The sequence below is a fragment of the Lysobacter gummosus genome, assembly GCF_001442805.1.
Lineage (GTDB): Bacteria > Pseudomonadota > Gammaproteobacteria > Xanthomonadales > Xanthomonadaceae > Lysobacter > Lysobacter gummosus.
Genome location: NZ_CP011131.1, coordinates 2,834,121 through 2,860,842, shown reverse-complemented (window position 1 = coordinate 2,860,842; position 26,722 = coordinate 2,834,121). Strand labels below are relative to the sequence as shown.

The 26,722-nt window shown below is 64.1% G+C and carries 22 protein-coding genes and 1 pseudogene; 14 read left to right on the top strand and 9 right to left on the bottom strand.

What is annotated here, in order from left to right; translation table 11 throughout:
* Nucleotides 1-77: 77 nt before the first annotated feature.
* Complete coding sequence (gene phnA / locus LG3211_RS11595) at nucleotides 78-1,298, top strand: phosphonoacetate hydrolase (RefSeq protein ID WP_057942985.1); 1,221 nt, start codon at nucleotides 78-80, stop codon at nucleotides 1,296-1,298.
* 129 nt (nucleotides 1,299-1,427) lie between these two features.
* On the opposite strand, the gene LG3211_RS11590 is transcribed toward phnA, so the two are convergent.
* A complete protein-coding gene (locus LG3211_RS11590) occupies nucleotides 1,428-2,588 on the bottom strand; it encodes a LysR family transcriptional regulator (RefSeq protein WP_237049894.1) in 1,161 nt (386 codons plus the stop codon).
* A 135-nt stretch (nucleotides 2,589-2,723) separates the two neighbouring features.
* Between LG3211_RS11590 and psrA the strand changes: the two genes are divergently transcribed.
* From psrA to LG3211_RS11560, 6 genes are all read left to right on the top strand, one after another.
* Nucleotides 2,724-3,818, top strand: a complete 1,095-nt coding sequence (psrA, locus tag LG3211_RS11585) for an iron-containing alcohol dehydrogenase PsrA (protein WP_057942983.1) — start codon at nucleotides 2,724-2,726, stop codon at nucleotides 3,816-3,818.
* Nucleotides 3,819-3,908: 90 nt separating this feature from the next.
* A complete protein-coding gene (locus LG3211_RS11580) occupies nucleotides 3,909-5,207 on the top strand; it encodes an MFS transporter (RefSeq protein ID WP_057942982.1) in 1,299 nt (432 codons plus the stop codon).
* Nucleotides 5,208-5,272: 65 nt separating this feature from the next.
* Nucleotides 5,273-6,718, top strand: coding sequence for a phosphonoacetaldehyde dehydrogenase (gene phnY, locus LG3211_RS11575; RefSeq protein ID WP_057942981.1), 1,446 nt, complete (start codon nucleotides 5,273-5,275; stop codon nucleotides 6,716-6,718).
* Nucleotides 6,719-6,775: 57 nt separating this feature from the next.
* The gene (locus tag LG3211_RS11570) at nucleotides 6,776-8,128 is read left to right on the top strand and encodes a porin (RefSeq protein ID WP_057942980.1); all 1,353 of its coding nucleotides are present in this window, start codon (nucleotides 6,776-6,778) and stop codon (nucleotides 8,126-8,128) included.
* Nucleotides 8,129-8,560: 432 nt separating this feature from the next.
* Nucleotides 8,561-9,883: a glycoside hydrolase family 27 protein gene (locus LG3211_RS11565; protein WP_235114795.1), complete on the top strand. Its 1,323-nt coding sequence runs from the start codon at nucleotides 8,561-8,563 to the stop codon at nucleotides 9,881-9,883.
* A gap of 420 nt (nucleotides 9,884-10,303) precedes the next feature.
* On the top strand, nucleotides 10,304-11,959 hold the full coding sequence (locus tag LG3211_RS11560; RefSeq protein WP_148648863.1) for an alkaline phosphatase family protein: 1,656 nt from the start codon (nucleotides 10,304-10,306) through the stop codon (nucleotides 11,957-11,959).
* Nucleotides 11,960-12,122: 163 nt separating this feature from the next.
* On the opposite strand, the gene LG3211_RS11555 is transcribed toward LG3211_RS11560, so the two are convergent.
* Nucleotides 12,123-12,500, bottom strand: a complete 378-nt coding sequence (locus LG3211_RS11555) for a nuclear transport factor 2 family protein (protein WP_057942978.1) — start codon at nucleotides 12,498-12,500, stop codon at nucleotides 12,123-12,125.
* A 165-nt stretch (nucleotides 12,501-12,665) separates the two neighbouring features.
* On the opposite strand from LG3211_RS11555, the gene LG3211_RS11550 reads away from it, so the two are divergent.
* Nucleotides 12,666-13,547: a LysR family transcriptional regulator gene (locus LG3211_RS11550; RefSeq protein ID WP_057942977.1), complete on the top strand. Its 882-nt coding sequence runs from the start codon at nucleotides 12,666-12,668 to the stop codon at nucleotides 13,545-13,547.
* Nucleotides 13,548-13,560: 13 nt separating this feature from the next.
* On the opposite strand, the gene LG3211_RS11545 is transcribed toward LG3211_RS11550, so the two are convergent.
* Nucleotides 13,561-15,432 (bottom strand): glycoside hydrolase family 9 protein, encoded by a 1,872-nt coding sequence (locus LG3211_RS11545; protein WP_057942976.1) that lies wholly within the window; start codon nucleotides 15,430-15,432, stop codon nucleotides 13,561-13,563.
* Nucleotides 15,433-15,561: 129 nt separating this feature from the next.
* On the opposite strand from LG3211_RS11545, the gene LG3211_RS11540 reads away from it, so the two are divergent.
* The 4 genes from LG3211_RS11540 to LG3211_RS11525 all read left to right on the top strand — a co-directional run bounded on the left by LG3211_RS11540 (nucleotide 15,562) and on the right by LG3211_RS11525 (nucleotide 21,821).
* Nucleotides 15,562-16,812, top strand: coding sequence for an ROK family transcriptional regulator (locus LG3211_RS11540; RefSeq protein WP_057942975.1), 1,251 nt, complete (start codon nucleotides 15,562-15,564; stop codon nucleotides 16,810-16,812).
* Between the two features lie 62 nt (nucleotides 16,813-16,874).
* The gene (locus tag LG3211_RS11535; RefSeq protein ID WP_057942974.1) at nucleotides 16,875-17,849 is read left to right on the top strand and encodes a carbohydrate kinase family protein; all 975 of its coding nucleotides are present in this window, start codon (nucleotides 16,875-16,877) and stop codon (nucleotides 17,847-17,849) included.
* 16 nt (nucleotides 17,850-17,865) lie between these two features.
* Nucleotides 17,866-19,083, top strand: coding sequence for an MFS transporter (locus tag LG3211_RS11530; protein ID WP_057942973.1), 1,218 nt, complete (start codon nucleotides 17,866-17,868; stop codon nucleotides 19,081-19,083).
* A 68-nt stretch (nucleotides 19,084-19,151) separates the two neighbouring features.
* A complete protein-coding gene (locus tag LG3211_RS11525) occupies nucleotides 19,152-21,821 on the top strand; it encodes a TonB-dependent receptor (protein WP_148648862.1) in 2,670 nt (889 codons plus the stop codon).
* Between the two features lie 66 nt (nucleotides 21,822-21,887).
* On the opposite strand, the gene LG3211_RS11520 is transcribed toward LG3211_RS11525, so the two are convergent.
* Together LG3211_RS11520 and LG3211_RS11515 are read right to left on the bottom strand one after the other, a co-directional pair.
* Nucleotides 21,888-22,277, bottom strand: coding sequence for a cupin domain-containing protein (locus LG3211_RS11520; protein ID WP_237049873.1), 390 nt, complete (start codon nucleotides 22,275-22,277; stop codon nucleotides 21,888-21,890).
* Nucleotides 22,278-22,320: 43 nt separating this feature from the next.
* Nucleotides 22,321-23,301 (bottom strand): alpha/beta fold hydrolase, encoded by a 981-nt coding sequence (locus tag LG3211_RS11515; RefSeq protein WP_057942972.1) that lies wholly within the window; start codon nucleotides 23,299-23,301, stop codon nucleotides 22,321-22,323.
* A 155-nt stretch (nucleotides 23,302-23,456) separates the two neighbouring features.
* Here LG3211_RS11515 and LG3211_RS11510 point away from each other — a divergent pair, with 155 nt between their 5' ends.
* Entirely contained in the window at nucleotides 23,457-24,356 is a 900-nt protein-coding gene (locus LG3211_RS11510; protein WP_057942971.1) for a LysR family transcriptional regulator, read from the top strand.
* A gap of 119 nt (nucleotides 24,357-24,475) precedes the next feature.
* Here the strand turns inward: LG3211_RS11510 and LG3211_RS11505 are convergent.
* From LG3211_RS11505 to LG3211_RS11490, 4 genes and pseudogenes are all read right to left on the bottom strand, one after another.
* Nucleotides 24,476-24,685 (bottom strand): annotated as a pseudogene (locus LG3211_RS11505) (alkylphosphonate utilization protein); the annotation flags it as partial.
* A gap of 114 nt (nucleotides 24,686-24,799) precedes the next feature.
* Nucleotides 24,800-25,042 carry a hypothetical protein gene (locus LG3211_RS11500; RefSeq protein ID WP_057942969.1) on the bottom strand — a complete coding sequence of 81 codons (243 nt, stop codon included), beginning with the start codon at nucleotides 25,040-25,042 and terminating at the stop codon, nucleotides 24,800-24,802.
* 61 nt (nucleotides 25,043-25,103) lie between these two features.
* Nucleotides 25,104-25,760 (bottom strand): hypothetical protein, encoded by a 657-nt coding sequence (locus LG3211_RS11495; RefSeq protein ID WP_057942968.1) that lies wholly within the window; start codon nucleotides 25,758-25,760, stop codon nucleotides 25,104-25,106.
* A gap of 43 nt (nucleotides 25,761-25,803) precedes the next feature.
* Entirely contained in the window at nucleotides 25,804-26,163 is a 360-nt protein-coding gene (locus tag LG3211_RS11490; protein WP_057942967.1) for a hypothetical protein, read from the bottom strand.
* Between the two features lie 278 nt (nucleotides 26,164-26,441).
* Here LG3211_RS11490 and LG3211_RS11485 point away from each other — a divergent pair, with 278 nt between their 5' ends.
* A complete protein-coding gene (locus LG3211_RS11485) occupies nucleotides 26,442-26,720 on the top strand; it encodes a helix-turn-helix domain-containing protein (RefSeq protein WP_237049872.1) in 279 nt (92 codons plus the stop codon).
* The last annotated feature ends 2 nt before the right edge of the window (nucleotides 26,721-26,722 follow it).

The window sequence follows — 26,722 nt, the reverse complement described above, 5'->3', positions numbered from 1 at the left end:
GTTTGTGGCAGTTTAATTCATAAATTAGGATGCCGGCCATAGCGATCCGCCCGGTTTCGCCACTTACCAAGGTCCCCATGAGCTCCGAGATTCAGGTCAACGGCCACGCCTATCGCCTTCCCGCCCAGCCGACGGTCATCGTCTGCGTCGATGGCTGCGAGCAGGAATACATCAATCTGGCCGTGCAAGCCGGCGTCGCGCCGTTCTTCGCCAGCCTGGTCCAGCGCGGCAGCGTGCTGGCGGGCGATTGCGTGGTGCCTTCGTTCACCAATCCCAACAACCTGTCCATCGTTACCGGCGCGCCGCCCTCGGTCCACGGCATTTGCGGCAATTTCTTCTACGACGCCGATGCCGACGCCGAAGTACTGATGAACGACGCGCGCTACCTGCGCGCGCCGACGGTGCTGGCGGCGGCGGCACGCGCCGGCGCGTCTGTGGCCGTGGTCACCGCCAAGGACAAGCTGCGTTCCCTGCTCGGCCACGAGCTCAAGGGCATCTGCTTCTCGGCCGAGAAGGCCGATCAGGCCACCGTGCAGGACAACGGCATCGACGACGTGCTGGCCAAGGTCGGCAAGCCGCTGCCGTCGGTGTACAGCGCCGACCTGTCCGAATTCGTGTTCGCCGCCGGCGTGATGCTGATGGAAACCGCGCGGCCGGACCTGATGTATCTGTCCACGACCGACTACATCCAGCACAAGCACGCACCCGGCACGGCCGGCGCCAACGAGTTCTACGCGATGATGGACCGCTATCTGCAACGCCTGGACGAGTTGGGCGCGCTGATCGGCGTCACCGCCGACCACGGCATGAACGCCAAGACCGATGCGGCGGGCAAGGCCAATATCGTGTTCCTCCAGCAGGTGCTCGACCAGCGCTTCGGCGCCGGCGCGGTGCGCGTGCTGCTGCCGATCACCGATCCGTACGTGGTCCATCACGGCGCGCTGGGTTCTTACGCCACCGTGTATGTGCCCGAAGGCGTGGGCCGGCGCGCGGTGCATGAGGCCGTGGCCGCGCTGCCGGGCATCGAACTGGTGCTGGACAAACAGGCCGCGGCCGAACGCTTCGAACTGCCGCCGGACCGCATCGGCGATCTGGTAGTGGTCAGCGAACGCTTGACGGTGATCGGTACCACGCCGGACCGCCACGATCTGAGTGGCCTGGACGTGCCGCTGCGTTCGCACGGCGGCTTGTCCGAACAGGCGGTGCCGCTGCTGTTCAACCGCAAGCTGCGCGACGTGCCGCAACGGCGCCTGCGTAATTTCGACATCCTGCGGCTGGCGCTGAACCACGTCGCATAAGCCCTATCCGCCGGGTCGCGATTCGCGGCCCGGCGGTCGCATGTCCGTAGCGGCGCGCGCCGGCTTCATCTCGCCGGGTGCACGAAACCCGCGTGGACCATCTCTTGGGGCGCCCCGCCCTCTTTCGCGCTACCCGCGCTCGTCCAATACCGCGTCGAACAAGGCCTTGATCAACGGGCGCTCGCGGCGGACCTCCAGACAGCATAACGCATAGTCGATCGACAGCAACGGCTCGTCGATGACGACCATCGCCAGGCCCGGCAGCGGGATGCACTCGATCTGGGCGACGAAGCTGATGCCCATGCCGCTGGCGACCGCATGCAGGATCGCCTCGCGGCTGTTGATCTCCATCGCGCAGTTCAGCGGGACCTCGTTGTGCCTGCAGGCCAGTTCGACCCGATCCCGGGTCTTGGAACCGAGTTCGCGCAGGATGATGTTCTGGCCTTCGATGTCGCGGATCGAAACCGACGGTCTGCCGATCCAGGAGTGGCCATCGGGCACCACCGCGACGATCCGTTCGCGGCAGTACGGCGCGATATGGATGCCGTCGATCGACCCGGTTTCCGCCAGCAACCCGACATCGATATCGAAATCCAGCAGCCGCTTCAACACCAGCGCCTCGGTGCCGACGGTCACGGCGATGTCCAGCGCGGGATGCGCCTGCTTGAACCTGCGCGCCAGTTCGAGCGAGATCGGAGGCGAGACCGCGCCGACGCGCACAAGTCCGGTCTTCAGCTTGTGCGCGTTCTGCAGGAAGGTCAGTGCTTCTTCTTCCAGCCCGAACAGCCCGCGGGTAATCGCATACAAGCGCTCGCCGGCGTCGGTGAGCTGCACGCTGCGACTGCCGCGCAGGAACAGCTCGACACCGAAACGGTGCTCCAGCGCCTTTACCTGGTCGGTCACGGTGGGCTGGCCGATATGCAGATACTGCGCCGCAGCAGTAAACCCTCCGGTTTTCGCGACGGCCTGGAAACAGCGAATCCACTTGTAGTACTGATGAAACATCACGCGTTCGATGTGTGGCGCTGTATTCCAGCGACGGAGCCTGAGTCTCCCACACTTGCCGAACGCCGTGCATACGCCACGCACCGCGACGCGGATCGCATCGCATCGAAACCATGCCCGCCGCGCCGATTTTCTGCGATGCAGCGCCGTATCGGGCGCGAGTGCCGAGTATTGCAATGCAGCATCGAGCAAGACCATCGCGCATGACATTGCAACCGCGCATCTATCGGTTTTTCCCGATACGTCCATCGAATATGCGATTGGACGCGGCAATCGCTGCTCCACCAACCTTGGTGCCGGCACGCAACTACACGTAGCCATCGGTGCGGAAGGGGAATGCCGCAACCGATGCGTGTCAGCGATCTCGCCAGACAGCAGCGCCGCTCGCCGCGGACGCCGGCCATCCAACGGAGACCCACCATGATCCACGCCTACCGCAATCCCGTAGATATCCATTGCGGGCGAGGCAGCCTCGAACAGTTGCCCATCGTATTGGCTCAGCGGCGCGCGGTGGTGGTGACGTTTCCCGAAGCGCGCGCGCTCGGCCTGGTGTCGCGCCTGCAGGCGTTGCTGGGCGATCGTCTGGTGGCGGTGATCGAAGATGTGCAGCCGAACCCCGACGTGGCCCAGCTGAAGGATTTGTACAACCGTTTCTGGGCCGCTCCCGATGCCTGCGATGCGATCATCGCCGTCGGCGGCGGCAGCGCCATCGATACCGCGAAAGCGCTGATGGTCGGCACCGGCAGCGGTCAGTTCGACGAACTCATCGACCTGCTCGCCGGAGGACGGAGTTTCACTCCGGCTAAGCTCAAGTCGCTGATCGCCGTGCCGACCACCGCAGGCACCGGCAGCGAAGTCACACCGTGGGCTACCATCTGGGACGCGGCCAGACAGAAGAAGTATTCGCTGCACCTGGAAGCGACCTGGCCGGAAGCGGCGATCGTCGATCCCGAAGTGATGCTCTCGGTGCCGGCCGGCGTCACCGTGTCGACGGGCCTGGATGCGCTTTCGCACGCGCTGGAATCGATCTGGAACGTCAACGGCAATCCGGTTTCCGACGCGCTGGCGGTCTCGGCGGTCGAGGACATTCTCGACTGTCTGCCTAAACTCATGCGCAATCTCGGCGACGTCGAGTTGCGCGAGCGCATGTCGCTGGCCGCGCTCAAGGCCGGGCTCGCGTTCTCCAACACCAAGACCGCGCTGGCGCATTCGATCTCTTACGAAATGACCTTGCGTCACGGACTGGCGCACGGCATCGCCTGCTCGTTCACGCTGCCGCTGGTGCTGGAAAAGGCGTGGTCCAAGCGCGCCGATCGCGATCGCACCCTGCAGCGTCTGTTCGGCCCTTCGCTCGATTCGGCCACGCGGCGCCTGCGCGATTTCCTGCGTTGCCTCGGAGTCAAGACCGAGTTCGCCGATTACGGCGTGGACGCGGAGGAAGCCGACGCCATGATCGCGCGGGCCATGCACGGCGCCCGCGGCAAGAACTTCATCGGCGCGGTTTCATCGGCCTGAGGCCGCCGCGCTTCCCATCCAAAGCGGCAGTACGCGCCGCGTTCGCCAGCCCAGCCCTTCGGCTGGCCGCCAGCTAAGCAGGAGATCACGATGGAATCAGCCGAACGCATGTTGGGCGGTCTCACAATGCCCGTCGATCAATCCTTTCGCCGCGCGCAGTGGCGGATGTTGTTCGCCGCCATGTTCTGTTACCTGTTCTTCTACACCGGACGGCAGACCTTCGGCTTCGCCATTCCCGGCCTGCAGCGCGAGTTCGGCCTGAGCAAGGAATCATTGGGCTGGGCATCGACGGCGTTGTTGTGGTCGTACGCGGTCGGCCAGGCGATCAACGGCAACCTGGCGGACAAGTTCGGCGGACGCCGGGTAATGACCGCCGGCGCGATCCTGTCGTGCGCGGCGAACTGGGTGGTGAGCTTCGCCACGGGCTTCAAGAGCCTGGTGATTCCGTGGGGCATTAACGGCTATTTCCAGGCGCTCGGCTGGGCGCCCGGCAGCCGCCTGCTGTCGAACTGGTGGGGCCTGAGCGAGCGCGGCAAGGTCTACGGCTTCTACACCTTCGCCGCGGGCTGCGCGTCGGTGCTGTCTTTCGTCACCTCGATGATCGTCGTCGATACCCTGCAACTCGATTGGCGCTGGATCTTCCGGATGCCGGTGTTGTTGATGCTGCTGGGCGGCATCACCTTCTACCTGGTGGTGCGCGAGCGTCCTGAGGACCTGGGCTATGCCTCGCCCGACACCGGCATCGCCAATGCCGAGGATGCCGCGAGCGCCGGTAATTCCGCGAAGACGGCCGATGTCGCGGAAGGCTCGTGGGATCGCTACAAGGCCGTGCTGCGCAATCCGCGCCTGTTGATCGCCGGCCTCTCCATCGGCTTCCAGAACGCCGCCCGCTACGGACTGCTGGTCTGGGTGCCGGTGCACTACCTGGGCCCGGCAGCCAAAACCACCACGATGGGCACCTGGATCGCCGTCGCGCTGCCGGTGGGCATGGCCCTGGGCGCGCTGACCAACGGCTGGATTTCAGACCGGCTGTTCGGCTCCAGCCGTTGCAAGGCGGTGGTGCTCTACATGCTGTTGGGCGCGGTGGCCGCCAGCGGCATGTACTTGCTGCCCGCGGGCGCGCTCTCGCTGATCGTGTTGTTCCTGGCCGGCTTCTTCGTCTATGGCCCGGCCTCCTCGTTCTGGGCGCTGTGCCCCGACCTGGTCGGCGCCAAGCGCGCCGGCACCGCCACCGGGGTGCTGAATTTCTTCTCCTACCTGCTGGCCGGACTGGGCGAGCCGATCATCGGCCACCTGCTGGATCAATCCGGCAACACCGCCCTGGTGTTCCCGATCGTGGCGACGAGCTGCCTGATCAGCGCGGTGATCGCGGTGTTCATCCGTCGCTGACTGCAGACGCCGGTGCAGGTACGCCCGCACATTCAGATGAAACCTCTACACGTAAGGAAAGTGCATTGAACACCTTGCTTAGCGATACCCCGATCCGCCGCGAGTCGCTGCGCATCGCCGGCGAAAAGGTCGGCCGCGACGAAGTGATCGAAGTCGCCTATCCCTACACCGGCGAAGTCGTCGCCACGGTGCCGAAAGCGACGCTGGAGGATGTGCGCCGCGCCTATCGGATCGCCCGCGACTACCAGCCGACGCTGACCCGCTTCGATCGCTACAAGATCCTCATGCGCGCCGGCGAGATCATCGCCTCGCGCCTGGACGAAATCTCGCGCGTCATCACCCTGGAGTCCGGCCTGTGCCGCAAGGACTCGCTGTACGAAGTCGGGCGCGCGTCGGACGTGCTGCTGTTCGCCGCCAACCAGGCGCTGGTGGACGACGGCCAGGTGTTCTCCTGCGACCTCACCCACCACGGCAAGAGCCGCAAGGTCTATACCCTGCGCGAACCGCTGCTGGGCACGATCACCGCCATCACCCCGTTCAACCACCCGCTCAACCAGGTCATCCACAAGGTGGCTCCGTCGGTGGCCACCAACAACCGCATGGTGCTCAAGCCCAGCGAGAAGACGCCGCTGTCGGCCTATGTGCTGGCCGACATCCTGTACGAAGCGGACCTGCCGCCGCAGATGCTGTCGGTGATCACCGGAGATCCGCGCGAGATCGCCGACACCATGCTCACTCACGAGGACGTCGATCTGGTGACCTTCACCGGCGGCGTGGCCATCGGCAAGTACATCGCCGGCAAGGCCGCGTATAAGCGCCAGGTGCTGGAACTGGGCGGCAACGATCCGATCATCGTGATGGAAGACGCCGATCTGGAAGAAGCCGCCACCCTGGCCGCGAGCGGTTCGTACAAGAATTCCGGACAGCGCTGCACCGCGATCAAGCGGATGCTGGTGCATACATCGGTGGCCGACGAGTTCGTGGAGCGGCTGGTGGCCAAGACCGAGGCGTTGAAGTACGGCGATCCGATGGACCCGGCGACCGACATGGGCACGGTCATCGACGAAGCCGCGGCGATCCAGTTCGAACAAGTGGTCAACGAGGCCATCGCCGCCGGCGCGCAGCTGCGATACGGCAATATCCGGCGCGGCGCGCTGTATTCGCCGACGGTGCTGGACCACGTCGATCCGCAGATGTCGGTGGTCAAGCACGAAACCTTCGGCCCGGTCTCGCCAGTCGTGCGCTTCGACACCATCGAAGACGCCATCCGCATCGCCAACGGCACCGCCTATGGGCTGTCGTCCTCGGTGTGCACCAACCGGCTCGACTACATCACTCGTTTCATTCGCGAATTGAAAGTGGGCAGCGTCAACATCCGCGAAGTGCCCGGCTATCGCCTGGAGCTGACGCCGTTCGGCGGCATCAAGGATTCGGGTCTCGGCTACAAGGAAGGCGTGCTGGAAGCGATGAAAAGCTTCACCAATACCAAGACCTACTCGCTGCCCTGGTAACGGCTGCGCGCTGCTGCAATTCGCTGAATCACACTATCCATTCCTGAGGAAAAGCCGATGCCTGCCCATCGACTGAATCGATCCGCCCTGGCCGTCGCCGTTTGCGCGGCCAGCCTGGCGAGCGTAGCGCATGCCGCCGACGACAAAGCCGCGCCGCTGACATGGAACGGCATCACCTTGTACGGCGCGGTCGACATCGGCGTGGCCTACCAGAATCACGGCGTGCCGGTGAGCCAGGACATGTATACCGGCGTGGCCTATCTGGTCACCAAGAACAGCCGCGATTCAGTCACCTCGATCGCGCCCAACGGGATGAGCCAGTCCAAGCTCGGCCTCAGGGGCGACATCCCGCTCGCCGACGATCTGTCGGGCGTGTTCAATTTCGAAATGGGCTTCAACCCGCATTCGGGAAAGATTTCCGATGCGCTGGCCTCGCTGGTGAGCAACAACGGGGTGGCGCGGGAAGATCAGCGAACCGCCGCCGACGGCTCGCGCGCGGGACAGATCTTCAACGGCCCGGCGTTCCTGGGCCTGAGCTCGAAACGCTACGGCACGTTGAGCCTGGGGCGGCACAACACCCTGCTCACCGATGTCGTCGGCAAGTACGATCCGCTCGGCTTGTCGCTAGCGTTTTCGCTGATGGGCGCCTCGGGCACCACCGCCGGCGGCGGCAATACCCAGAACGTGCGGCTGGACAATTCGATCAAATACACCCTGACCCACGGCGCCTTCCACGGCGGGTTGCTATACCAGCCGGGCAACAGCGAGAGCAGCCCGGGCAAGGCGGCTCAACTCGACCTGGGCGTACAGAAAGGCGCGCTGTCGGTCGATGTGGTGTACGCGTTCAAGAACCGCGCGATCAGTGCCGCTTCGCTGAGCGCCAGCCAGTTCGCGACGCCAGGAGTACCGCGTGATTCGCTGGCCGCGACGGTATCGGACAACCGCGCGGTCGCCCTCGCCGCCAGCTACAAGTTGGGCGATAACTGGAAGATTTCCGGCGGCCACGAGCGCATCCGCTATCGCAATCCGAGCGATCCGCTGCAACCCGGATTCCACGGCCTGGGCGGCTATCTGATCAGCTTCGTCAACAATGCGGCTTTCCCGCGCGCCAAGCATCTGCAGGTGTCGTGGCTGGGGGCGAACTGGCAGATCGACGAACGCCTGAGCCTTACCGGGGCCTGGTATCACTACGACCAGAACAGTTACGGCGCCGCTCATTGCGCGGACCGTTCCGCGGGCACCTGCCAGGGCACGCTCGATGCCTGGTCGGCGGTGCTCGATTACCGTTTCAACAAGCGTTTCGACGTGTACGGCGGCGCGATGTACTCGCGGGTTTCCGACGGCTTGTCCAGCGGCTTTTGGCGCACCAGCGTCGTCAGCCCGATGGTCGGGGCGCGGCTGCAGTTCTGAGTGCGCTCGGCGGATTTCGACATGCGCTCCTTCGCTCGCAAAAGGGGCGCAATCGCGCAGTCGGGCCTGGCAACGGCGCTTCCGCGCCACCTGCGAATTTTTCGCGCAAATTGAATTGCGCATCGCGAATGCCGATCATCGCCGGACCGGGCTCGACGGCGGTCTAGTCTTAAATCGACAGCATCGGCGCCGAATTTTGCACAAACAAAATTCTCTAATGCCTGGACCTCACATCGTCCATGACGGCTGCCGCTCTTACGCTACGATCGGCGCGAAAATCGGACGCGTAACGAACGACGCCGCATAGAGCACCCGCATCGAACCCTCTCTCTTGCGGCCTCGATCGCCCGTGGGCTGGATAGGCTTCGGGCCTGTGTCATATCGGAGCGACCGGTTGATTCCGCACTTTCGAGCCGCCCAAGGAAACCGCCCATGCACGACCGTCGATTTCGCTTCACCCTCGCTCGCGCAGTGCTGCTCACCACCGCGCTGCTGAGCTCCACCGGCGCCGCGGCGCAGGCCGTGCAAGCCAAGAAGTTCACTCCGCTGGACGACTACAACGTCGAATTCGGCCCCAACGCCAACCTGTTTCCCGCGTCGAAAGACCCTAAGCGCACACATAACGGACTGGCGATGACGCCGCCGATGGGCTGGAACAGCTGGAACAAATTCGGCTGCCAGATCAGCGAGAAGGTCGTGCGCAGCGTCGCCGACGCCATGGTAAGCAGCGGCATGAAAGACGCCGGCTACGAGTACGTGATCATCGACGACTGCTGGCAAGGCCCGCGCGACAAAGACGGACGCATCACCGCCGATCCGGTGAAGTTCCCATCCGGAATCAAGGCGCTGTCCGACTACATCCACGCCAAGGGACTGAAGTTCGGCATCTACTCCGACGCGGGACGCATGACCTGCGGCCGTCGCCCGGGCAGCCAAGGCTACGAGTTCCAGGATGCGCGCACGTATGCCGAATGGGGCGCGGACTACCTCAAGTACGACTGGTGCTACACCGGCACGCGCGACAGCCAGGAAGCCTATTCGCTGATGGCCGACGCGCTGCGCGCGACCGGGCGCGATGTCGTGCTCTCGATCTGCAACTGGGGCGTCAACCGGCCCACCTTCAGCGACAAGAGCCGGCCTTGGGAATGGGGCCAGAAGATCGGCAACTTGTGGCGGACCACCGAAGACATCAACGATCGCTGGGAAGGCGGCGGCATGTTCGCGCTGGGCGTGTCCAACATCATCGATCTGCACGAACCGCTGCATCCCTACGCCGGCCCAGGCCATTGGAACGACCCCGACATGCTGGAGGTCGGCAACGGCGGCATGACGACGGATGAATACCGTTCGCAGTTCAGCCTGTGGGCGTTGATGGCCGCGCCGTTGCTCGCCGGCAACGACATCGCCAGCATGGATAAGACTACCGGCGAGATCCTTCTCAATCGCGAGGTCATAGCCGTCGATCAGGATCCACTCGGCGTCCAGGGACGGCGCGTGCGCGACGATGGCGACTTAGAGGTGTGGTCCAAGCCGCTCGCCGACGGCGGCCGGGCGGTGATCTTGTTCAACCGCGGCAAAGCGCCGGCCGAGATCGCGGTGAGCTGGCCGGAGCTGGGCCTGCCCGCCTCGGTGCCCGTGGAAGTGCGCGACCTGTGGGCGCACAAATCGCTGGGGGCAAAATCCGGCCGTTATTCCGCCACCGTTCCTTCGCACGGGGTGGTGATGCTTCGGCTGCAGGCCGTCGATAAGCACTGAGCGCCGCTCCAGCCCAATGGCATATGCAAGGAATTATTCGATGCTCCTTGCATATCGCCGAGCGACAGCGACGCCGCGGCGGATCAGGCCGGCATGAGCGTGCCGATCCGCTGTTCGCTCCGGCGAGCACGCTTCGTTCAACACAGGCGTGCTTACGCACAAGCTAATCGCGATTAGGAAATTCAGCGTCATGGCCAATCTTTATCACGCACCAAATCTCCCGCGCGCGTGACCCTAATCACGAACCACATGGGCTCGCATCGTTACGATCCCTGACGATTCATTATCACCGTCCATGTGACGCAGTGCGGCGACTGGATTCGCCACAAGTCCATCCAACGACGATACGCGTCGCCCATCAACCGTCCATCAGGAACTGTGGTGAATACAATCCCTTTGCTGCCGCAAGCCGCCTTTTCGATGCTGCTGGGCCTGGCTGCATTGCCAGCATTCGCGCAGACCGCGACGCCGAAGTCGCTGGTGATCGCGATCGACGGCGCCCGCGCCGACGCTGTCGAAATAGCCAACGCGCCCAATATCCGCAGCCTGATCAACGGCACCTGGTCCAGCGGCTATCGCGGTGCCTACGCCCACCAGGCCCAGACGATCAAGGACGCCGCCACCTTGAGCGGCCCCAACCATACCTCGATCTATACCGGCGTCACCGCGATCAAGCACATGGTCACCGCCAACGACAATACGCAGATGGCGGCGGTCAAACAGCTCGACTACCTGACCATCCTCGAGCAAAAGAATCCTTCGCTCAGTACCGCGAAACTGGCCACCTGGTCTTCCGATGGCGTGGTCCCAACGGCGGCCGACTACCTGAAAGTCTCCAACGACGCCACATCCGCCGCCGTCGGCGCGCAGATGCTGCGTGGCGCCTACAGCGACGTCAACTGGCCGCTGGGGCGCGATGTGGATGCGATGTTCGTTTTCTTCGACGATGTCGATCACGCCGGACATGCCAGCACCTGGCTGAGCAGTTCCTATCTCGCCGAAGTGGAAGAAGTGGACGGCCAGATCGGCCAACTGCTCGCGGCAGTAAAAGCCCGTCCCAACTTCGCCAACGAGAACTGGCAGATCCTCGTTACTTCCGACCATGGTGGCCGCGACGGGCACGGCGCGATGGAAGCGGCGTGCTATACGATCCCCTTCCTGGTCGCGAGCAAATCCGTCGCGCAGGGCGTGCTCGCGGGCCGGGCAGGCAATAAAGACGCGTCCGCCACCGTACTGACTCACTTCGGCATCGATCCGGGCCAGGTATTCCAGTTGGCCGACGGCAGCGGCAGCTACATGCTCGACGGCGTAGTTCAGGGCCGAAATATTCGGCCTGCCGACGGCTCCCTGGCCACCGGCCTCGTCGCCAACCTGCGCTTTAACGGCAACTACGCCGACGCCACCGGCCGAGGCAACAATGTCGCGGTGGGTGCAGGCACGCCGTTTTTCATCGTCGGCAAGTTCGGCAATGGCGTACAAATCGCCAGCCAGAAAAAACAGAAGGAATACCTCAGCTTCGGGGCCCACCGGCCCGATCTCGATTTCGGCGGCAGCGCAGGCAGCAGCTTTACCTTCACCACCTGGTATCGCGGCGGTGCGCAAACAGGCGACCCGGTCATCTTCGGCAACAAGAACTGGAACAACGGCGCCCAGTCCGGCGTGCTGTTCTCGGTGGGCGTGTCCGGATCGGGTTCCGGACTCGGGCTTAACCTCGCCGACACCGGCGCGCATCGCAGCGACGCCTACCGGATCAGCACGGCCGAATCGTCCAGCGGCTGGTGGTTCCTCGCCATCACGGTGGACCGCGCCAACGGCCTGTCCACGGTCTACGCCGGCAGTCCCGCGGGCAAGCTGTATTTCATTTCCAACGAGGTCACCGCCCTGCAGGATATCGGCTCATCGTTGCCGTTCAACATCGGCCAGGACGGCACCGGCTCGTATGTGTCGCAGCTGAAGGCCGACCTTGACGACATCGGCATCTGGCGCCGTGCGCTGAGCAAGAACGAGATCAGCACGATCTTCAACAACGGCACGGGCCGGGAGTTGTGCAGCGCAGCGGGTACAGGCTGCAATTGAGGCGCGGCAGTCGCCTGGTTTTCATCGAAGCGTGGGATCGCCAGCGCTTCGCCGACCACGCGCTGTGGTGACACGGCGCGCGGTTGCCGTTAAACGGCGATTTTATGGAGTTAGCAGCCTTGGAGTCTTCTGCGTCCGCCCACGGCAGGCGGCGCGATCTGGGTTAGTCCCTGCGCACATCAACCGACATTACCTTCTGAACAATCTTCCAGTTGCCCTGCACCTTCAGGCATGACAGCAGATCGGTGAAGTAACGCGGCGGCATCTGCAGCTTCAGCTTTACCAGGGCGAGATCGTCCGAAACGTCGACCGCGACGACCTCGTCCTTGCGCTCAAGTCCGAGTTTTCGCGGCGCGGTCGCATTGCGCACGCCGGACAGCCAGGTCTCGATCGGCATCACGCCGACTTCGCCGTCATCGCCGATTCTGGTTACCGCGCTGCTGGGGTGAAATATCGTCTGGAACTGTTCCGCGTCCATGTCGTACGCGGCATCGAAATAGACTTGAGCCAAGGCTCGCAAAGCATGTTCGGCGTCTTGCATGGATTTATCCCATTGCCTGGTATCGAAGATTGATTGTTGCGAACGCGGCGGCGGTTGCCCCCTTTCCACTCTGGGCGTTCTCTCGCGGTCGCCGCATGGAATATTGGATCGCGCCTATATATGAGTAAAGTGCACATATCTGCATAGGACTCATGAGTCGATTTCATGAAGAGCGAATTGAACGACCTCGCGGCATTCGCCGTCGTCGCCGCCGAGCGAAGCTTTACCAGGGCCGCGGAGCGGCTCGGGGTCACGCAGTCCGCGCTGAGCCACACGATCCGCGGCCTGGAGCGTCGGCTGGAACTGCAACTGCTCGCCCGCACCACCAAAAGCGTATCGCCGACTTCCGCGGGCGCCGAACTGTTGAAGAGTCTCTCGCCGGCGCTCGAGCAGATCGATCGCGCGCTCAACGAGGTTCGCACCGCTCGCGATCGTCCGGCCGGCCGGCTTCGCCTTGCCGTGTCGAAATCCGCCGCTGCCTTGATGCTGTTGCGCAAACTTCCGGCGTTCGCCGCGGCTTATCCCGAGGTGGTGCTCGATGTGTCCACCTGCACGGGCCCGGTGGATCTGGTCGGCGGCGGGTTCGATGCCGGCATCCAACTGGAAGAATTCATTCAGAAGGACATGATCGCCGCGCGCGTGACCCAGGAACTGCGGCTGGCCGCCGTGGCTTCACCCGGATATTTCGCGACGCGCAGCCTCCCCTTGCACCCGCGGGACCTGAGCGCCCACAACTGCATCGGGCTGCGTCTTCCGGGCGGCTCGTATCGATGGGAATTCGAGAAGGGCGGCCTGCCCGTAACAATCAGCGTCGCCGGGCCGCTGGTCGTCGACGACACCAGCCTCGCCATCCACGCCGCCTTGGCCGGCCTGGGTATCGCGCTGGCCTATGAAGATCAGGTGGCGGACTACATCGACCGGGGCCGGCTCGTCAGGGTGCTGGAAGACTGGTCGCCGTCCTTTCCCGGATTCTTTATCTACTATCCGGATCGGCGCCATCAATCGGCGGCGCTTTCCGCGTTGATCCGCGCCCTGCGCTTGAGCTAGCGCCGCGAACAGTTCAGCGCGTTTCGTCCGCCGTCATCGCCATGACCGCAAACAGCATCCAGGTCGTGTGCGGAATCCACTGCTCCACCCAGCGCCACTGCTCCGAATCCGGGCCGGGCGCGAAGCTGATGCCGGCGCCGGTGTCGCTGCCTACTGCGCCGGTGATGCCGTTGGAGATGCCGCCGACGAACATTTCGCCGGCGCTCTCCAGCACGGTCGGCGGGTTCTTGCGGCCGAAACCGTAGAGCATGCAGATGCCGTAAGGGTTGCGGCCCAGCGTCCAGTCGAGCTGGCTCTGCGCATAACCCGCCCGCTCGGCGGACAGGCCATAGCCGGCCGTGCCGTGGTCCGACAGCTTGCGGCCGCCGATGATCATGGCCGCGCTGAGCGAGGCCAGGCGGGCGCTTTCGCCTTGCCACCAGTAGCCGGTTTCGTTGCGATGCGGAATGAAGAATCCTTCCAGCACCTCGCCCGCGGCCTTGCCGTCCTGCGTCAGCTGGAAGCGCTGGCGGGCGTAGCCATACGGATTGGCGACCGCGTTGGTGATGGTCAACTCGTGCTTGAGCGCCACGCCGATGGCATCCAGCGCGCGTTGACGACGTCCCTGCTCCGGTTCGATATCGACATAGGCCGACAGGCTGATCACCGGCAAGCCCGCTTCGGCGGCGTGGTAGTACGGGCGGCTGCCGCCGTCGCTGACGAAACCGCCGTCGGCCTGCTGACGCGCGATCAGGCTGGCGGCGCGCTCGCGCGCGTCGTCGAGATAGCGCGACTGGCCGGTGGCGTTGTGCAATTCCACCAGCGCCATCAAGGCGGTGTAATCGTCGATGATGTTTTCTTTGCCGTCGGCACCGTACTGCGGATTGAACTTGCGCAGGTGCGCGTAAGCACGCTCGGCATCGGCGAGATATTGCGCGCCGTCGAATTCGCCATGGCGGCCGCTTTGCCTGGCCAGCATCGAAGCACGCGCGAGCGCGGCGATGGCCATGCCGCCGCCGGCGCGAAATGCCGAGCGGTACAGCGTGGTGTACGTTCCGGCCGCGCCTTCATAGCCGGTGACCATGCGCTTGGCGCCCGGCGTGCCCCATTGGTCGAACACCGTGGTGTAGAAGTAGCCCTCAGCATCCAGGATGCGGTGCAGATAGTCCGCGCCCCAGAACGCTTCGTCCTCGGCCTGCGTCTGCAGGCCGTGGGCGGTAAACAAAGCTTTGCGCACATGCGCGCCATAGGCCAGCACCCACGCCGCCATCGAAGCCTGCTGCGGATTGAAATGGTTGGCGTAGCCCAGGTGCGACAGGTATTTGCCCTTGTCGCCGCCGGCATCCTGCCAGCCGCCCCATACGTTCACTGTGCGCGTGCTCTTGAAGATGGGCAGGTCGCGATCGGCGTCGTCGGTGTGGCGGCTGCGCTTGAAGTAGCCCAGCAACTGCGCGCCGGTAGTGGCGAAGACCGCGTTGTCGCGTACCGGCACGGAGGCCGACTGCGCATGCCGATTGCCGATGCGCACGTCCACTTCGTACTTGCCGGCCTCCTGCGCATCGGAAAAATCGACGCTGAAATAGCGCTTGCCCGGGCTCCACTCGCTAAACGGCTGCAGCGGCCGCAGCTCGCCTTGCTTGATCGGCTTGCCGTCGCGCAGCACGGTGTAGCTGCCTTCCCCGGCCTCGCCCGCGTATTCGACGACGGCCAGTTTCGGCCCCTTGCGCTCCAGCGCCACCTCGTTGATGTGTACCAGCAGCGGCTCTTTGGGCAGGCTCACCGACACCGTGGTCTTCGACGCTTCCGGCGAGGCGGCGCCGGCCGGCTGCAACAGGCCGGACCAGGCCACCGCCAGCGCGGCCACCACTTGAATTCCGGTCTTGCGGGAATGCGGCAAACGGGTCATCGGCACGGTTCCGGATAGACTAGCCACCGCAACTTAGCCATGTCGCCGGCCTTCGTCAATAAATACTTCACATGGATGTATGAATAATACGAGCCATCCCTCCCCTACGCTCAACCGGTTTCGACGCCTATGAACATTGGCCGCGGCGCCACCCAGCAATCCAGCGCCCCCTACAACCGCCGCCTCGTGCTGGATTTCATCCGCCAGCACGGCGCGGCTTCGCGCAAGGACATCCAGGAAAAGGTCTCGCTCAGCCCGCAGACGGTCGCCAACATCACCAATGAGCTGGAATCGATCGGCCTGATCGTTTCGCGCCGGCAGAAGGATCTGAAGACCCGCGGCCAGCCGCCGATCGCCTTCGAGATCAATCCCGATGCCGGCCAGTCCATCGGCATCAGCCTGGAACCGGGCCGCGCCTCGGGCGCGCTGGTCAATCTGGTGGGCCGGATCGATGCGCGCTGCGAGGTGCCGTTGCAGGGCTGCGATCGCCCGCAGCTGCTGGCCGCGCTGCTGGAACTGGTGGCCACCCTGCGCCGCCAGGCCAATGCCCGGCTGTGGGGCATCGGCGTGGCCCTGCCCGGCCCGCTCGGCGACACCGAACTGAGTTTTGTCGGCCCCACCGCACTGGAGGGCTGGAAGGACCTGTCCATCCTCGACCAGTTGCAGGAAGCCACCGGCCTGCCCCTGTTCCACAGCGTCGACAGCGTGGCCGGCGCGCTCGGCGAGACCTTGTACGGGGTCGCCAGACACCTGGACAACTTCTTCTACCTGCATCTGAGCATGGGCCTGGGCGGCTCGTTGATCGTCGGCCGCAACACTTACCGCGGCGCCGACGGCAACGCCACCGAGATCGGCCACGTGCCGGTCGTTCCCGGCGGCACGCCCTGTTATTGCGGCAACCAGGGCTGCCTGGAGCGCTACCTGTCGCTGCACTCGCTGGCCGAGGCGCTGGGCCTGGACGACGGGCAGATCCACACCACGGACTTGCTCGACCGCCTGGACGACGCCGGGGACCTGCCCCTGCAGCAGTGGTGCGAGCAGGCATCGCAGCGCCTGCGCGACGCCATCTGCATGATCGAGAACATGCTCGACCCGCAGACCATCGTCATCGGCGGATCGGCGCCGCAGAAACTGGTGCAGCGCCTGGTCGACCTCGCCCAGCCGTTGCACCGCTCGGTCCGCGGCCGGCCCGCCCCGCAATGGCCGCGGGTGATGATTTCCCAGCGCGAGGAAGACTGTTCGCTGCTGGGCGCGGCGGTGCTGCCGATCCATGAACTGCTCTCGCCGCGCCTGGAAGGCCTGCAGAAAGACGACCTGGAGGAACTCCAGACGGCGGAGCTGCTCGGTCACCGCCCGTCCGTCGGAGGGCGCCGGGTTTAATTAAACTTCCACTGGATATTTTTATTGACGAGGCGGAATTGGGGTGGCTATAGTCGCCCCCCATGAAGCTCGATCAGCCTCAACTCAGCCCTCCCCAATTCAGCATCATCGGCGACGTCAGCGTAGACCTGGTTCTGGGCACGCTGGACGGCTGGCCCAAGATCGGCACCGAACAGTTGCTGCCGCGCAGCGAGCTGCGCGCCGGCGGTTCGGCCGCCAACTCCGCCCTCGCGGCCCGGCATCTCGGCCTTAGCCCGCATCTGATCGGCGCGATCGGTAACGACGACCTGGCCCAGTGGCTGCTGCTGCAGCTGTCGGGTATCCGCGTCGAACTGCAGACCTGCGCCAGCGACACCACCATGTCGGTGGGCCTGCTGCACACCGGCGGCGAGCGCACCTTCTTCACCAGCTACGGGCATCTGCAACATCTGACGCCGGACTTCGTGCTGAAACACCTGCCGCAGGCCTCGCCCGGCAGCGTCGCTTTGTTCACCGCCCCCTTCCTGCTGCCGGGCCTGCGCGAACGCTTCCGCCAGTTGCTGGCGCAGGCCTCGGCCAAGGGCTATCAAATCGCGCTGGACACCGGCTGGCCGCCGGAAGGCTGGACGCCCCAGGTGCACGAGGAAGTCGAAGGCTGGCTGGCCCATTGCGACCATCTGCTGGTCAACGAGCTGGAGGCGATGAGCATCGCCGGCAATCCGGACGACTGCCACGACCTGGAACTCGCCGTGCAACGCGTCGCCGGCCTGCTCAAGCCCGGTGCGCATCTGATCGTGAAACTGGGCGCCGCCGGCGCGCTGGGTCACGTCGATGGCCGCAGCATCCGCTACGCCACGCAAGAGACGCTGGAAATCTTCGACACCGTGGGCGCCGGCGACAGCTTCAACACCGGCTATCTGGCCGCGCGTTTGAATCGGGCCAGCCTGATCGAGGCGCTGGCGGCCGGTTGTCGCACCGCCAGCGCGATCCTGCCCCGCTTCCCGCGCAAGAGCATCGCCGCCGGCGAACTCTCCCATTGCCTGCTGCCGCAGTCCTGACCGAACGGATACGACGATGAAGCACCGGCCGATGATCGTCAGCTACATCCTCCTGATCTGGTTCGCGATCTCCTTCATCACCAATCTGATCGGGCCGCTGATGCCCATCGCCATCCAGGATTTCAAGCTGAGCCTGACCATGGCCGGCTTCATGCCGTTCTCCTTCTTCCTGGCCTACGGCCTGATCTCGATCCCGGGCGGCATCCTGATCGAAGTGCGCGGCACCCGCCTCACTTTATTCACCGCCTTCGCGCTGAATTTCATCGGCGCGCTGGCCATCGCGGTGATGCCCGGTTACGTCTCGGTCGTCGCCGGCTTGTTCGTCATCGGCCTGGGGATGGCGCTGCTGCAGGTGGTGATCAACCCGCTGATGCGCACGGCCGCCGGCGAGGAGCACTTCGCTTTCTTCTCGGTGATGGCGCAGTTGGTGTTCGGCCTGGCTTCCTTCCTCAGCCCGCTGGCGTTCCGGCTCTACATGCAGCGTCCGGGCATCGAGGGACAGCCGCTGGCTTGGCTGACGTTCTACTGGTTTTTCAGCGCCGCCTTCGTGCTGCTGGCCCTGCTCAACTACAAGCTGCCGCTGCCAAAAGTGGAACTGAAGGACGACGAGCGCACAGGCAGCCGCGACGCTTACCGCAGCCTGCTGCGGCGCGTCGATGTGCGTCTGTATTTCCTGGGCATCGTCGCCTATGTCGGCACCGAGCAATCCCTCGCCAACTGGATGTCGCAGTTCCTGCACAGCTACCACGGCATGTCGGCCACCGAACAAGGCGCGATCGCCGTCAGCCGCTTCTGGGGCTTGATGTCGCTGGGCTGCCTGGCCGGCCTGGGCCTGCTGAAACTGCTGGATTCGAAGCAGGTGCTGGCGATCTTCTCGACGCTGGCCATCGTCTGCCTGGGCCTGGCGCTGTTCGGCACGGCGGAGATCTCGCTGCTGGCCTTTCCCGCCGCGGGCTTTTTCCTGTCGGTGATGTTCTCGGTGATCTTCTCGCTGGGATTGAATTCGGTCAGCCAGCATCACGGCGCGTTCTCGGGAATCTTGTGCAGCGGCATTCTCGGCGGCGCCGTCGTGCCGCTGCTGATCGGCTTGATCGCCGATCACTGGGGCCTGCGCGTGGGCCTGTCGCTGGTCTTCATTCCCCTGCTCTACATCCTCAGCGTCAGCGCCTGGGCCAGGCCGCTGGTGCGCAACCAAACCCTGTACTCCGGGAAAAACACTCCCGCCTCGCCCTGACCGGGCAACACCACCAGCCACTGCACGGGTCCGCCGGCCCGAGTCGCCGTACAACCAGGAGCCAATCAATGAAAAAGCATCCCAGCGATGTTCGACCGACCGGCATCGCCGCCGCGGTGGCAGCGGTATTGATCAGTTGCGCGACCGCTCCGGTCATGGCCCAGTCCAGCACGACCGAGAAGGACAAGCAGGCCGACGCGGGCGAAACCAGGACCACCCTGGAAACCGTGCACGTGTCCGCCACCCGCATCGAATCGGATCTGCTCAAGACGCCGGTGGCCGTCACCGCCGTCACCCAGGAAGCGCTGACCCGCGAAGGCATCCGGGACGTGCGCGGCCTGTCGGGCACGATGCCCAACGTGCAGATCGGCGCCGGCCCGGATTCCGGCGTGCAGGTCAGCATCCGCGGCATCGGCGCGAACAACTTCACCGAGATCGGCGACCCGGCCGTGGGCCTGCATGTGGCCGGCCTGTACTCGCCGCGTCCGCAAGGCGCGCTGGCGCTGATGTTCGACGTAGACCAGGTCGAAGTGTTGCGCGGCCCGCAAGGCACCTTGTTCGGCCGCAACTCCACCGGCGGCAGCATCAACATCATTCCGGCCAAGCCGCGTTTCGATTCCACCTTCGGCAGCGCCGAACTCGACGTGGGCAGCTACAACCTGCGCCAGCTCAACCTGATCCAGAACATCGCCGTGAACGATCGCTTCGCCCTGCGCTTTTCCGCGACCAAGGTCGAGCGCGACGGCTGGATCGACCAGCAGCAGGACTTCACCGACGTCAATATTCCCGAGCGCGGCTTCATCGCCGACGGCATCCCGGACGTGGACCAGCGCCGCAACGTCAAGGTCGGGCGCGACAAGTACTACTACAACCGCGACGAATGGGCGTTCCGCCTCGCCGCCCGCTTCGCCTTCACCGACAACGTGGAATGGCTGCTGGCCTACGAGAAATTCCAGAACTCCGGCGCGGGGCAAGTGGGACTGAAGGACTGCGACCAGGCCGCCGGCACCCGCTTCGCGTGCCAAGGCGGCAAGTGGGACGTGAAGATCAACGTGCCCGGCAAGACCGACATGTCGATCGACACGGTGCGCTCGAACCTCAACTGGTTCCTCAGCGACAGCAACAGCCTCGAATACAGCGTGGCCTTCGCCACGCAGAAGCGCTCGCAGATATCCGACGACGACGGCGGCTACCACGAGATCCCCTCGCAGGTCACCGCCACCTTGCCGGTACCGCACGAAGGCGACTGGGGCATCTGGCCGGTACGCGACAACACCTCCATCACGTTGGACTCGAAGTACCAGTCGTTCGTGCACGAGTTGCAGTTCAAGCATCAGGGCGAGCGCCTGAAGCTGGTGTCCGGCCTGTTCTGGATGCACGAGAAGAACCAGATCAACTACGCGCAGGAACTGCTGGTCAACGCGCCGTTCGGCTACCCGATCAGCCAGTTCTACCATCAGCCCAATCGCCAGGTCGATGCCAAGGCGATCTTCGCCCAGGCCGACTGGCGCTTCGCGCCCACCTGGACCGCGACGATGGGCGCGCGCTACAGCCGCGACGAAAAGACCGACCGCGGCGGCCAGGTATACGGCGGTTGGGATACCGAATCGACGGCCTACTACAACGGCCTGTACGACCCGGGCACGCCGGGCGAGCCGGGCTTCCGCCCGCACAACGGCCGCGACCTGACCGAACGCATGGGCCCGTTCGGCGGCATCGACGCCTACAAGCTGTGGGGACCGCCGGCGGAGAACGAACACTCCGAAGCCTGGCGCAAGTTCACCTATCGCCTGGGCCTGACCAAGGACCTGTCCGATGAGGAAATCCTGTTCGCTTCGTTGTCCACCGGCTACAAGGCCGGCGGCTTCGGCGACAAGGACGATGCCTGCGACGGCAAGGTCTGCATCGACGGCCCGCCCGGCCCGCATTACACCTTCTTCCCGTACAAGCCCGAAACCGTCACCAACTTCGAAATCGGCTACAAGGGCCTGCTGCTGGACAAGCGCCTGAGCCTGTCGGTCACCGCCTTCTACAGCCGCTACAAGGACATGCAGGTGACCGGCGACTTCTACGCCGCCAAGGTTCACGTCGACGAACCCTGTCCGGCGCAGGACCCGACCTGCGACATCGTCAACAAATGGCAGACCGTCAACGTCGGAACGGTGAACATCCCGGGCCTGGAAGTGGAAGTGGACTACCTGCCCACGCCCAACACCCGCATCGGCGGTTTCTTCTCGTACATCAACAGCAAGATCAAGGACTACCCCACCTTCAGCGACGAATGGAACTGCGGCGTGCGCGAAGAGTTCGGCGCGCCGGCGTGCCCGGCGCCCTACACGGGCACCGACCCCGCGCTGGCCGGCCGCCAGATCTACGACATCACCGGCAACCATCTGCCGATGAGTCCGAAATTCACCGCCGGTGTCAACGTCTCGCATACCTTCAAGTTCGGCAACGGTTATGAACTGGTGCCGTGGGTCAACGTGAAATGGCAGGACAAGATGTACTTCACCCTGCGCAACCTCGACAACGCGCATATCTCCGACGCGCAGGAGGCCTACACCACGGTCGATGCCAGCCTGAGCCTGCAGTCGCCGTCGTTCTGGCGCGCCGAGCTGTATGTGCTCAACGCCACCGACAAGATGAGCAAGAACTCGGCCGGCGACGGCGGCGGCTTCGTCCGCGCTTACTGGAACGATCCGCGCACGGTCGGCCTGCGGGTTCGCCTCGACTATTGATGTTGTTGCAGCGCGCCAAGCCCCTCGCCTCGCGAAAGGGGGGCTTGGCGCAGCCCAGCGCCAAGGCTAATGCTGCGGCAAGTCGAGACTGTGATCCGTCGGTTCCGGCGTGACGCCCATAACCTTGAGCCGCACGGAGTTCTCGAATCGGTGCCAGCGCCCCTGCGGGACCACCACAAGCTCGCCGGCCTTCAGATCGATGCGCTGCTGCTCGCCGTTCGCGAGCAGCACCACGGTCGTGTGTCCGTCCATGCACATCACGATCTCGTCCCCGCCGGGGTGGCGCTCCCACTCGGTGTTGCCGGAGTAGTAGCCCACCGAGATCGCGCCATTGCGGTATGGCGCGACCTTGGCGAACGCCGAATCGGCTACGCCATCGAACGCCATCGCCGGCGTGCGGCCGGCCAGATGGGTGAGGCCTTGCACGATATCGGTCAGCGATTTTTTCTCCACCATGAAGACGGCTCCTTCTGACATGCGGCCTTGACCTTGACTCAGCTCAACGAAGCGCTCCGGCCGATCCGCCATGCGCGCGCTCGTTGGAGTCCATGAAATCCCGAATCAAGCCTGCAATGGGCGCCGCGTCCTCTTCAAGTGCGAAATGGCCGGTGTCGAACAGATGGACTTGCGCCTTGGGCAGGTCGCGCTGGTAGGCATAGGCGCCCGGGGTGAGAAAGATCGGATCGTTCTTTCCCCAGACGATCAGCGCCGGCGGCTGATGCTTGCGGAAATACGCCTGCCAGGCCGGATAGTGCGACGGATTCGAGCCGTAGTCGTAGAGCAGGCGCAACTGGATGTCCTGCACGCCCGGACGATCCAGCAAGGCCTGATCGAGCAGCCAGTTTTCCGGCGCGATGGCCGACGGATCGCGCACGCCATGCAGGTAATGCCATTTGGTCGAGCTCAAACTCAGCAGCTTGTCTGCGATCTGTTGCGACCGCTGCGGCGTGCGCTCCTTCCAATAGGCCCGCAAAGGATCCCACAGCGAGCCCATCCCCTCTTCGTACGCGTTGCCGTTCTGGATGATCAAGCCCTCGATTTCTTCCGGATGGCTCGCCGCGATGCGCAAGCCGACCGGCGCGCCGTAGTCGAACAGATACAGGCTGTAGGACTTCACATCCAGCTTGCGCAGCAGCCGATGCATGCTCTGCGCGATCCGGTCGAACGAATATTCGTAGTCGGCCGGATCGGGCACGGCGCTGGCGCCGAAACCGGGGTAGTCCGGAGCGATCACGCGATAGCGATCGGAAAGCAGCGGCATCAGGCCGCGGTACATGTGCGACGAGCTGGGCAGGCCGTGCAGCAGCACGATCACCGGAGCGTCCTTGGGGCCGGCTTCCCGGTAGAAGATTTCCACGCCGTCGGCTTCGACCACGCTATGGCGCGTCATGGCGCTTTGCGCCGGCGGCGGCAGGGCGGACGCGTCGGCCGCGGGGAGAAGCATCGAGGTCGCCAGAACGGCAGTCAGCAGTTTGTCCATGATCGTGTCGAATCCGAAATTAGGGTGAGGGCTGCGGTCGAGACCTTGCGTCTTCGACGCCGCCGGATGGGCTGGCGGCTAATTTCGCCCATTCCTCTTGCAATAAGAATAATCGCCAATCAAAATTTATTATTCCTGTAACCGGAATAATCGATATGGACCGGTTCCATCTGCTGACCGTGTTCGTGGCTGTCGCCGAAGAACAGAGCTTCGCCGCGGCCGCGCGCAAGCTGGGCCTGTCGCCGCCCGCCGTGACCCGGGCGGTGGCGACCTTGGAAGAGCGCCTCGCCGTCAAGTTGCTCAGCCGCACCACCCGCTTCGTTCGCGCCACCGACGCGGGGCGGCGTTACCTGGAAGATGCGCGCCGAATCCTGGCCGAACTGGACCAGGCGGACGAAGCGGCCGGCGGCGTCGACGCCGAACCGCGCGGGCACCTGACGGTAACCGCGCCGGTGCAGTTCGGCCGGCTCTTCGTTCTGCCGGTCATCGGCGAGTACCTGCGGCGCTATCGGTCGGTGCAGGTGTCGGCGATGTTCCTGGACCGGGTGGTGAATCTGCTGGAAGAAGGCGTGGACGTCGGCGTGCGCATAGGCGAACTGCCGGATTCGAGCCTGCAGGCCATCCATGTCGCGAATGTGCGCAGGGTGCTGTGCGCGTCGCCCGATTACTTGCGCGAACGCGGCCAGCCGAAGACGCCCGCGGATCTGGCCGGGCACGACATCATCTCGGCCCTGGGCACCAACCCGGTCACCGAGTGGAAATTCGGCGAAGGCCGCAAGCAGCAAACGCAGCGCATCGCGCCACGGCTGATGGTGACGGCCAACGACTCGGGGATCGATGCGGCCTTGAGCGGGTTCGGCATCACGCGATTGCCTTCTTACCAGATCGAATCCTATCTGGCCGCCGGCCGGTTGCAGATCGTCTTGAGCGAGTTCGAACCGGCGAAGGTGCCGATACACGTGCTTCACCGCGAGGGGCGATACACCTCGCCCAAAGTCCGGACCTTCCTCGATCTGATCGTCGCCGAACTGAGAAACAACACGAGCTTGCCTTGACGGGCCCGGACTACTGTCCCGTCCCGCGCGAACAGTCGCCGCCATCGCGGCGAGGTGTGCTGGCGAACGCGCGGCCGCAGGCGACGGCCATGGGGTTTTCCTGGCCCGCCCGGATCAGGTCAGGCCTTCTTCAAGAACTCGGTGCGCAGCACCAAGCCTTTGACCTTCTCGACGTTGCACTCGATCAGTTCCTCGTCGTCGGTCAATCGGATGTTCTTGCACAAGGTGCCGCGCTTGAGCGTCACCGAGGTGCCCTTGACCTTCAGATCCTTGATGACCAGGACCGAGTCGCCATTCGCCAGCGGCGTGCCATTGCTGTCTTTCACGATCATGTTGCGGTTCCATTATTCGATGAGAGGGACGCTCGCCGAAGCGGGCTTGGCGGATGCCGGAAGAGGTCGAAACAGATTTCAAACAAACGTTCGCGCCGGGCGACAACCGCGTCAGCGATCGCGGCCAGGCCTGCCGATGCGAATCGGCGTTTCGTCGCTCAAAAATACGTTGCCCAGATACGCCTGCCGATAGCTCAGCGCCCGCTCGGCCTGGCTGCGGGTCAATCCGCTGGAGACGAAGTGGGTGAACAACTCGTTGTCGCTGGAGATGTCGTCGTTCGACAAGTGATCCTCGACAAAGGCGAGCACGCGCCAGGGTAAGCGGGCCAGTTCGCAATCCGTTTTCGTGAGCATAGTGATGATTTCGGAAGATTGAAGCGCCCCATGCAACCATGGGGGTTGATCCAGACAGCGGTTAGAGATGGTTCGGCGTCACATGGCGCAATGCCGCCTGAAGCTCGGGAAATTCGAAGCGCTGCAAGGTTGGATTCGATTGACGAAGCGACGCGATCATCTGCGTCAATGTCCTTGGGCCGAATCCAAGCACCGTATTGAACGACTCGGCCTTCCAGTCGTGCAGGCGCCGCTCAGGGGTGAGGCGCAATTCCCTGAGCAGACGGGCCAGCACTCTGCCGGGAGAGGTGTTCCATGCGATCAATGTCAGGTGGATGGCATTGAACAACTCGCGGTTGAATGGGTCCCAATGCGCCATGGGATCGCGCGCGCGTCCGCGCGCTTCCGACCTGACTCTGAACGCCGCCGGCAGCTCAAGCGGATCGAACAATGGCAACTTGCCGATGTGCTCTCCCCTGTCGGCCGCCAGCGTCATCAACCGAGCGGCGCAACCGGTGTTGCCGGTACTGCCGGCGTAGACGATTCCCTCTTGCTCCGCCGTGCTTCGATTGAACGCGTCGAATCGGTAGTAGTCGGTGCCCAGGGGCTTGCCGCAGCAGCACATCAGCCGCGCCCCGTTCAACAGTCGCGCGTGGATCAGCGGCTCCAGTTCGTATTGAGCCAGAAGCTCTCGCTTTCGTTCGTCCCCCAATACGTTTTGAATCAACTTCACTGGCATCGTGACGCCTCCGCGCTGAAGTCATCGCGTTGATCGGGATGCGCTACACCTCGCGCGGATCCACCCAGTAGCGCTGCTGTATCGCTTCGAAGACCAGGGCGATGATCAGGTGCAGTCCGGACGAGATCAGCCCCGCTTTGCGGCGTTCGCATCCCTGCAATCCGCCTGCCGCTCGCTTGAGGCTCTCAAGCAGTGCCGCGCATTGTTCGCTGCCCGGCGGGTACAGACTGAAGTCGCATACGCCGGGAAGTTTCCGGTCTATGTCTTGCAGCAACGTGCCCTGATCGATCCCTCGATAGACTTCGCTGAACGTCAGGTTTCCTCTGAATTCGATTTCGATCGCGGAAGTGAGCTGAAATCCGACCGACGATAGCGTGCTTAACCACGGCAGCTTTTCAGCCACGCGAACCTCCAGGATCGTTGTAGACGCAAGCCCGCGAGCCCCGGATCGGACGCTCGGCGCAGACCGAGGACGACGCCCCGCTGGCGAGGGAAGCGCTTGATGGCGATAGCCTATCAAGAGATGTTTTATACATCAATATAGATGGAATATATGTAATATGTGGGCTGGAGATGGCGTCTTCCCTCTCACTTGGGGATGATTCGCCGCCTCGGCATCGCCTTATCGCTGGAACCGTACATGGCTTACCCCTGCTTCAAAGCTCGTCCCGTTCCGTACCTGTGGGAGCTGCAATTTTGATTACCGCAGATCAGCTTCGCGCTGCACGGGCTCTGGCCGGACTGGATCAGAAGGCGCTGGCGGAAAAGGCCGGAGTTTCCCTGCCCACGATCCAGCGCATGGAGGCCAGTTCGGGCAATGTCCGCGGCGTGGTCGACACCCTGACCAAGATCATCAATGCATTGGACGCGGCGGGTGTCGAGTTGATCGGCGAGAACATGCCCAGCTACGGCAAAGGCCGCGGCGTTCGGCTCAAGACGCCCAAAACCGCTTCCGATTAAGG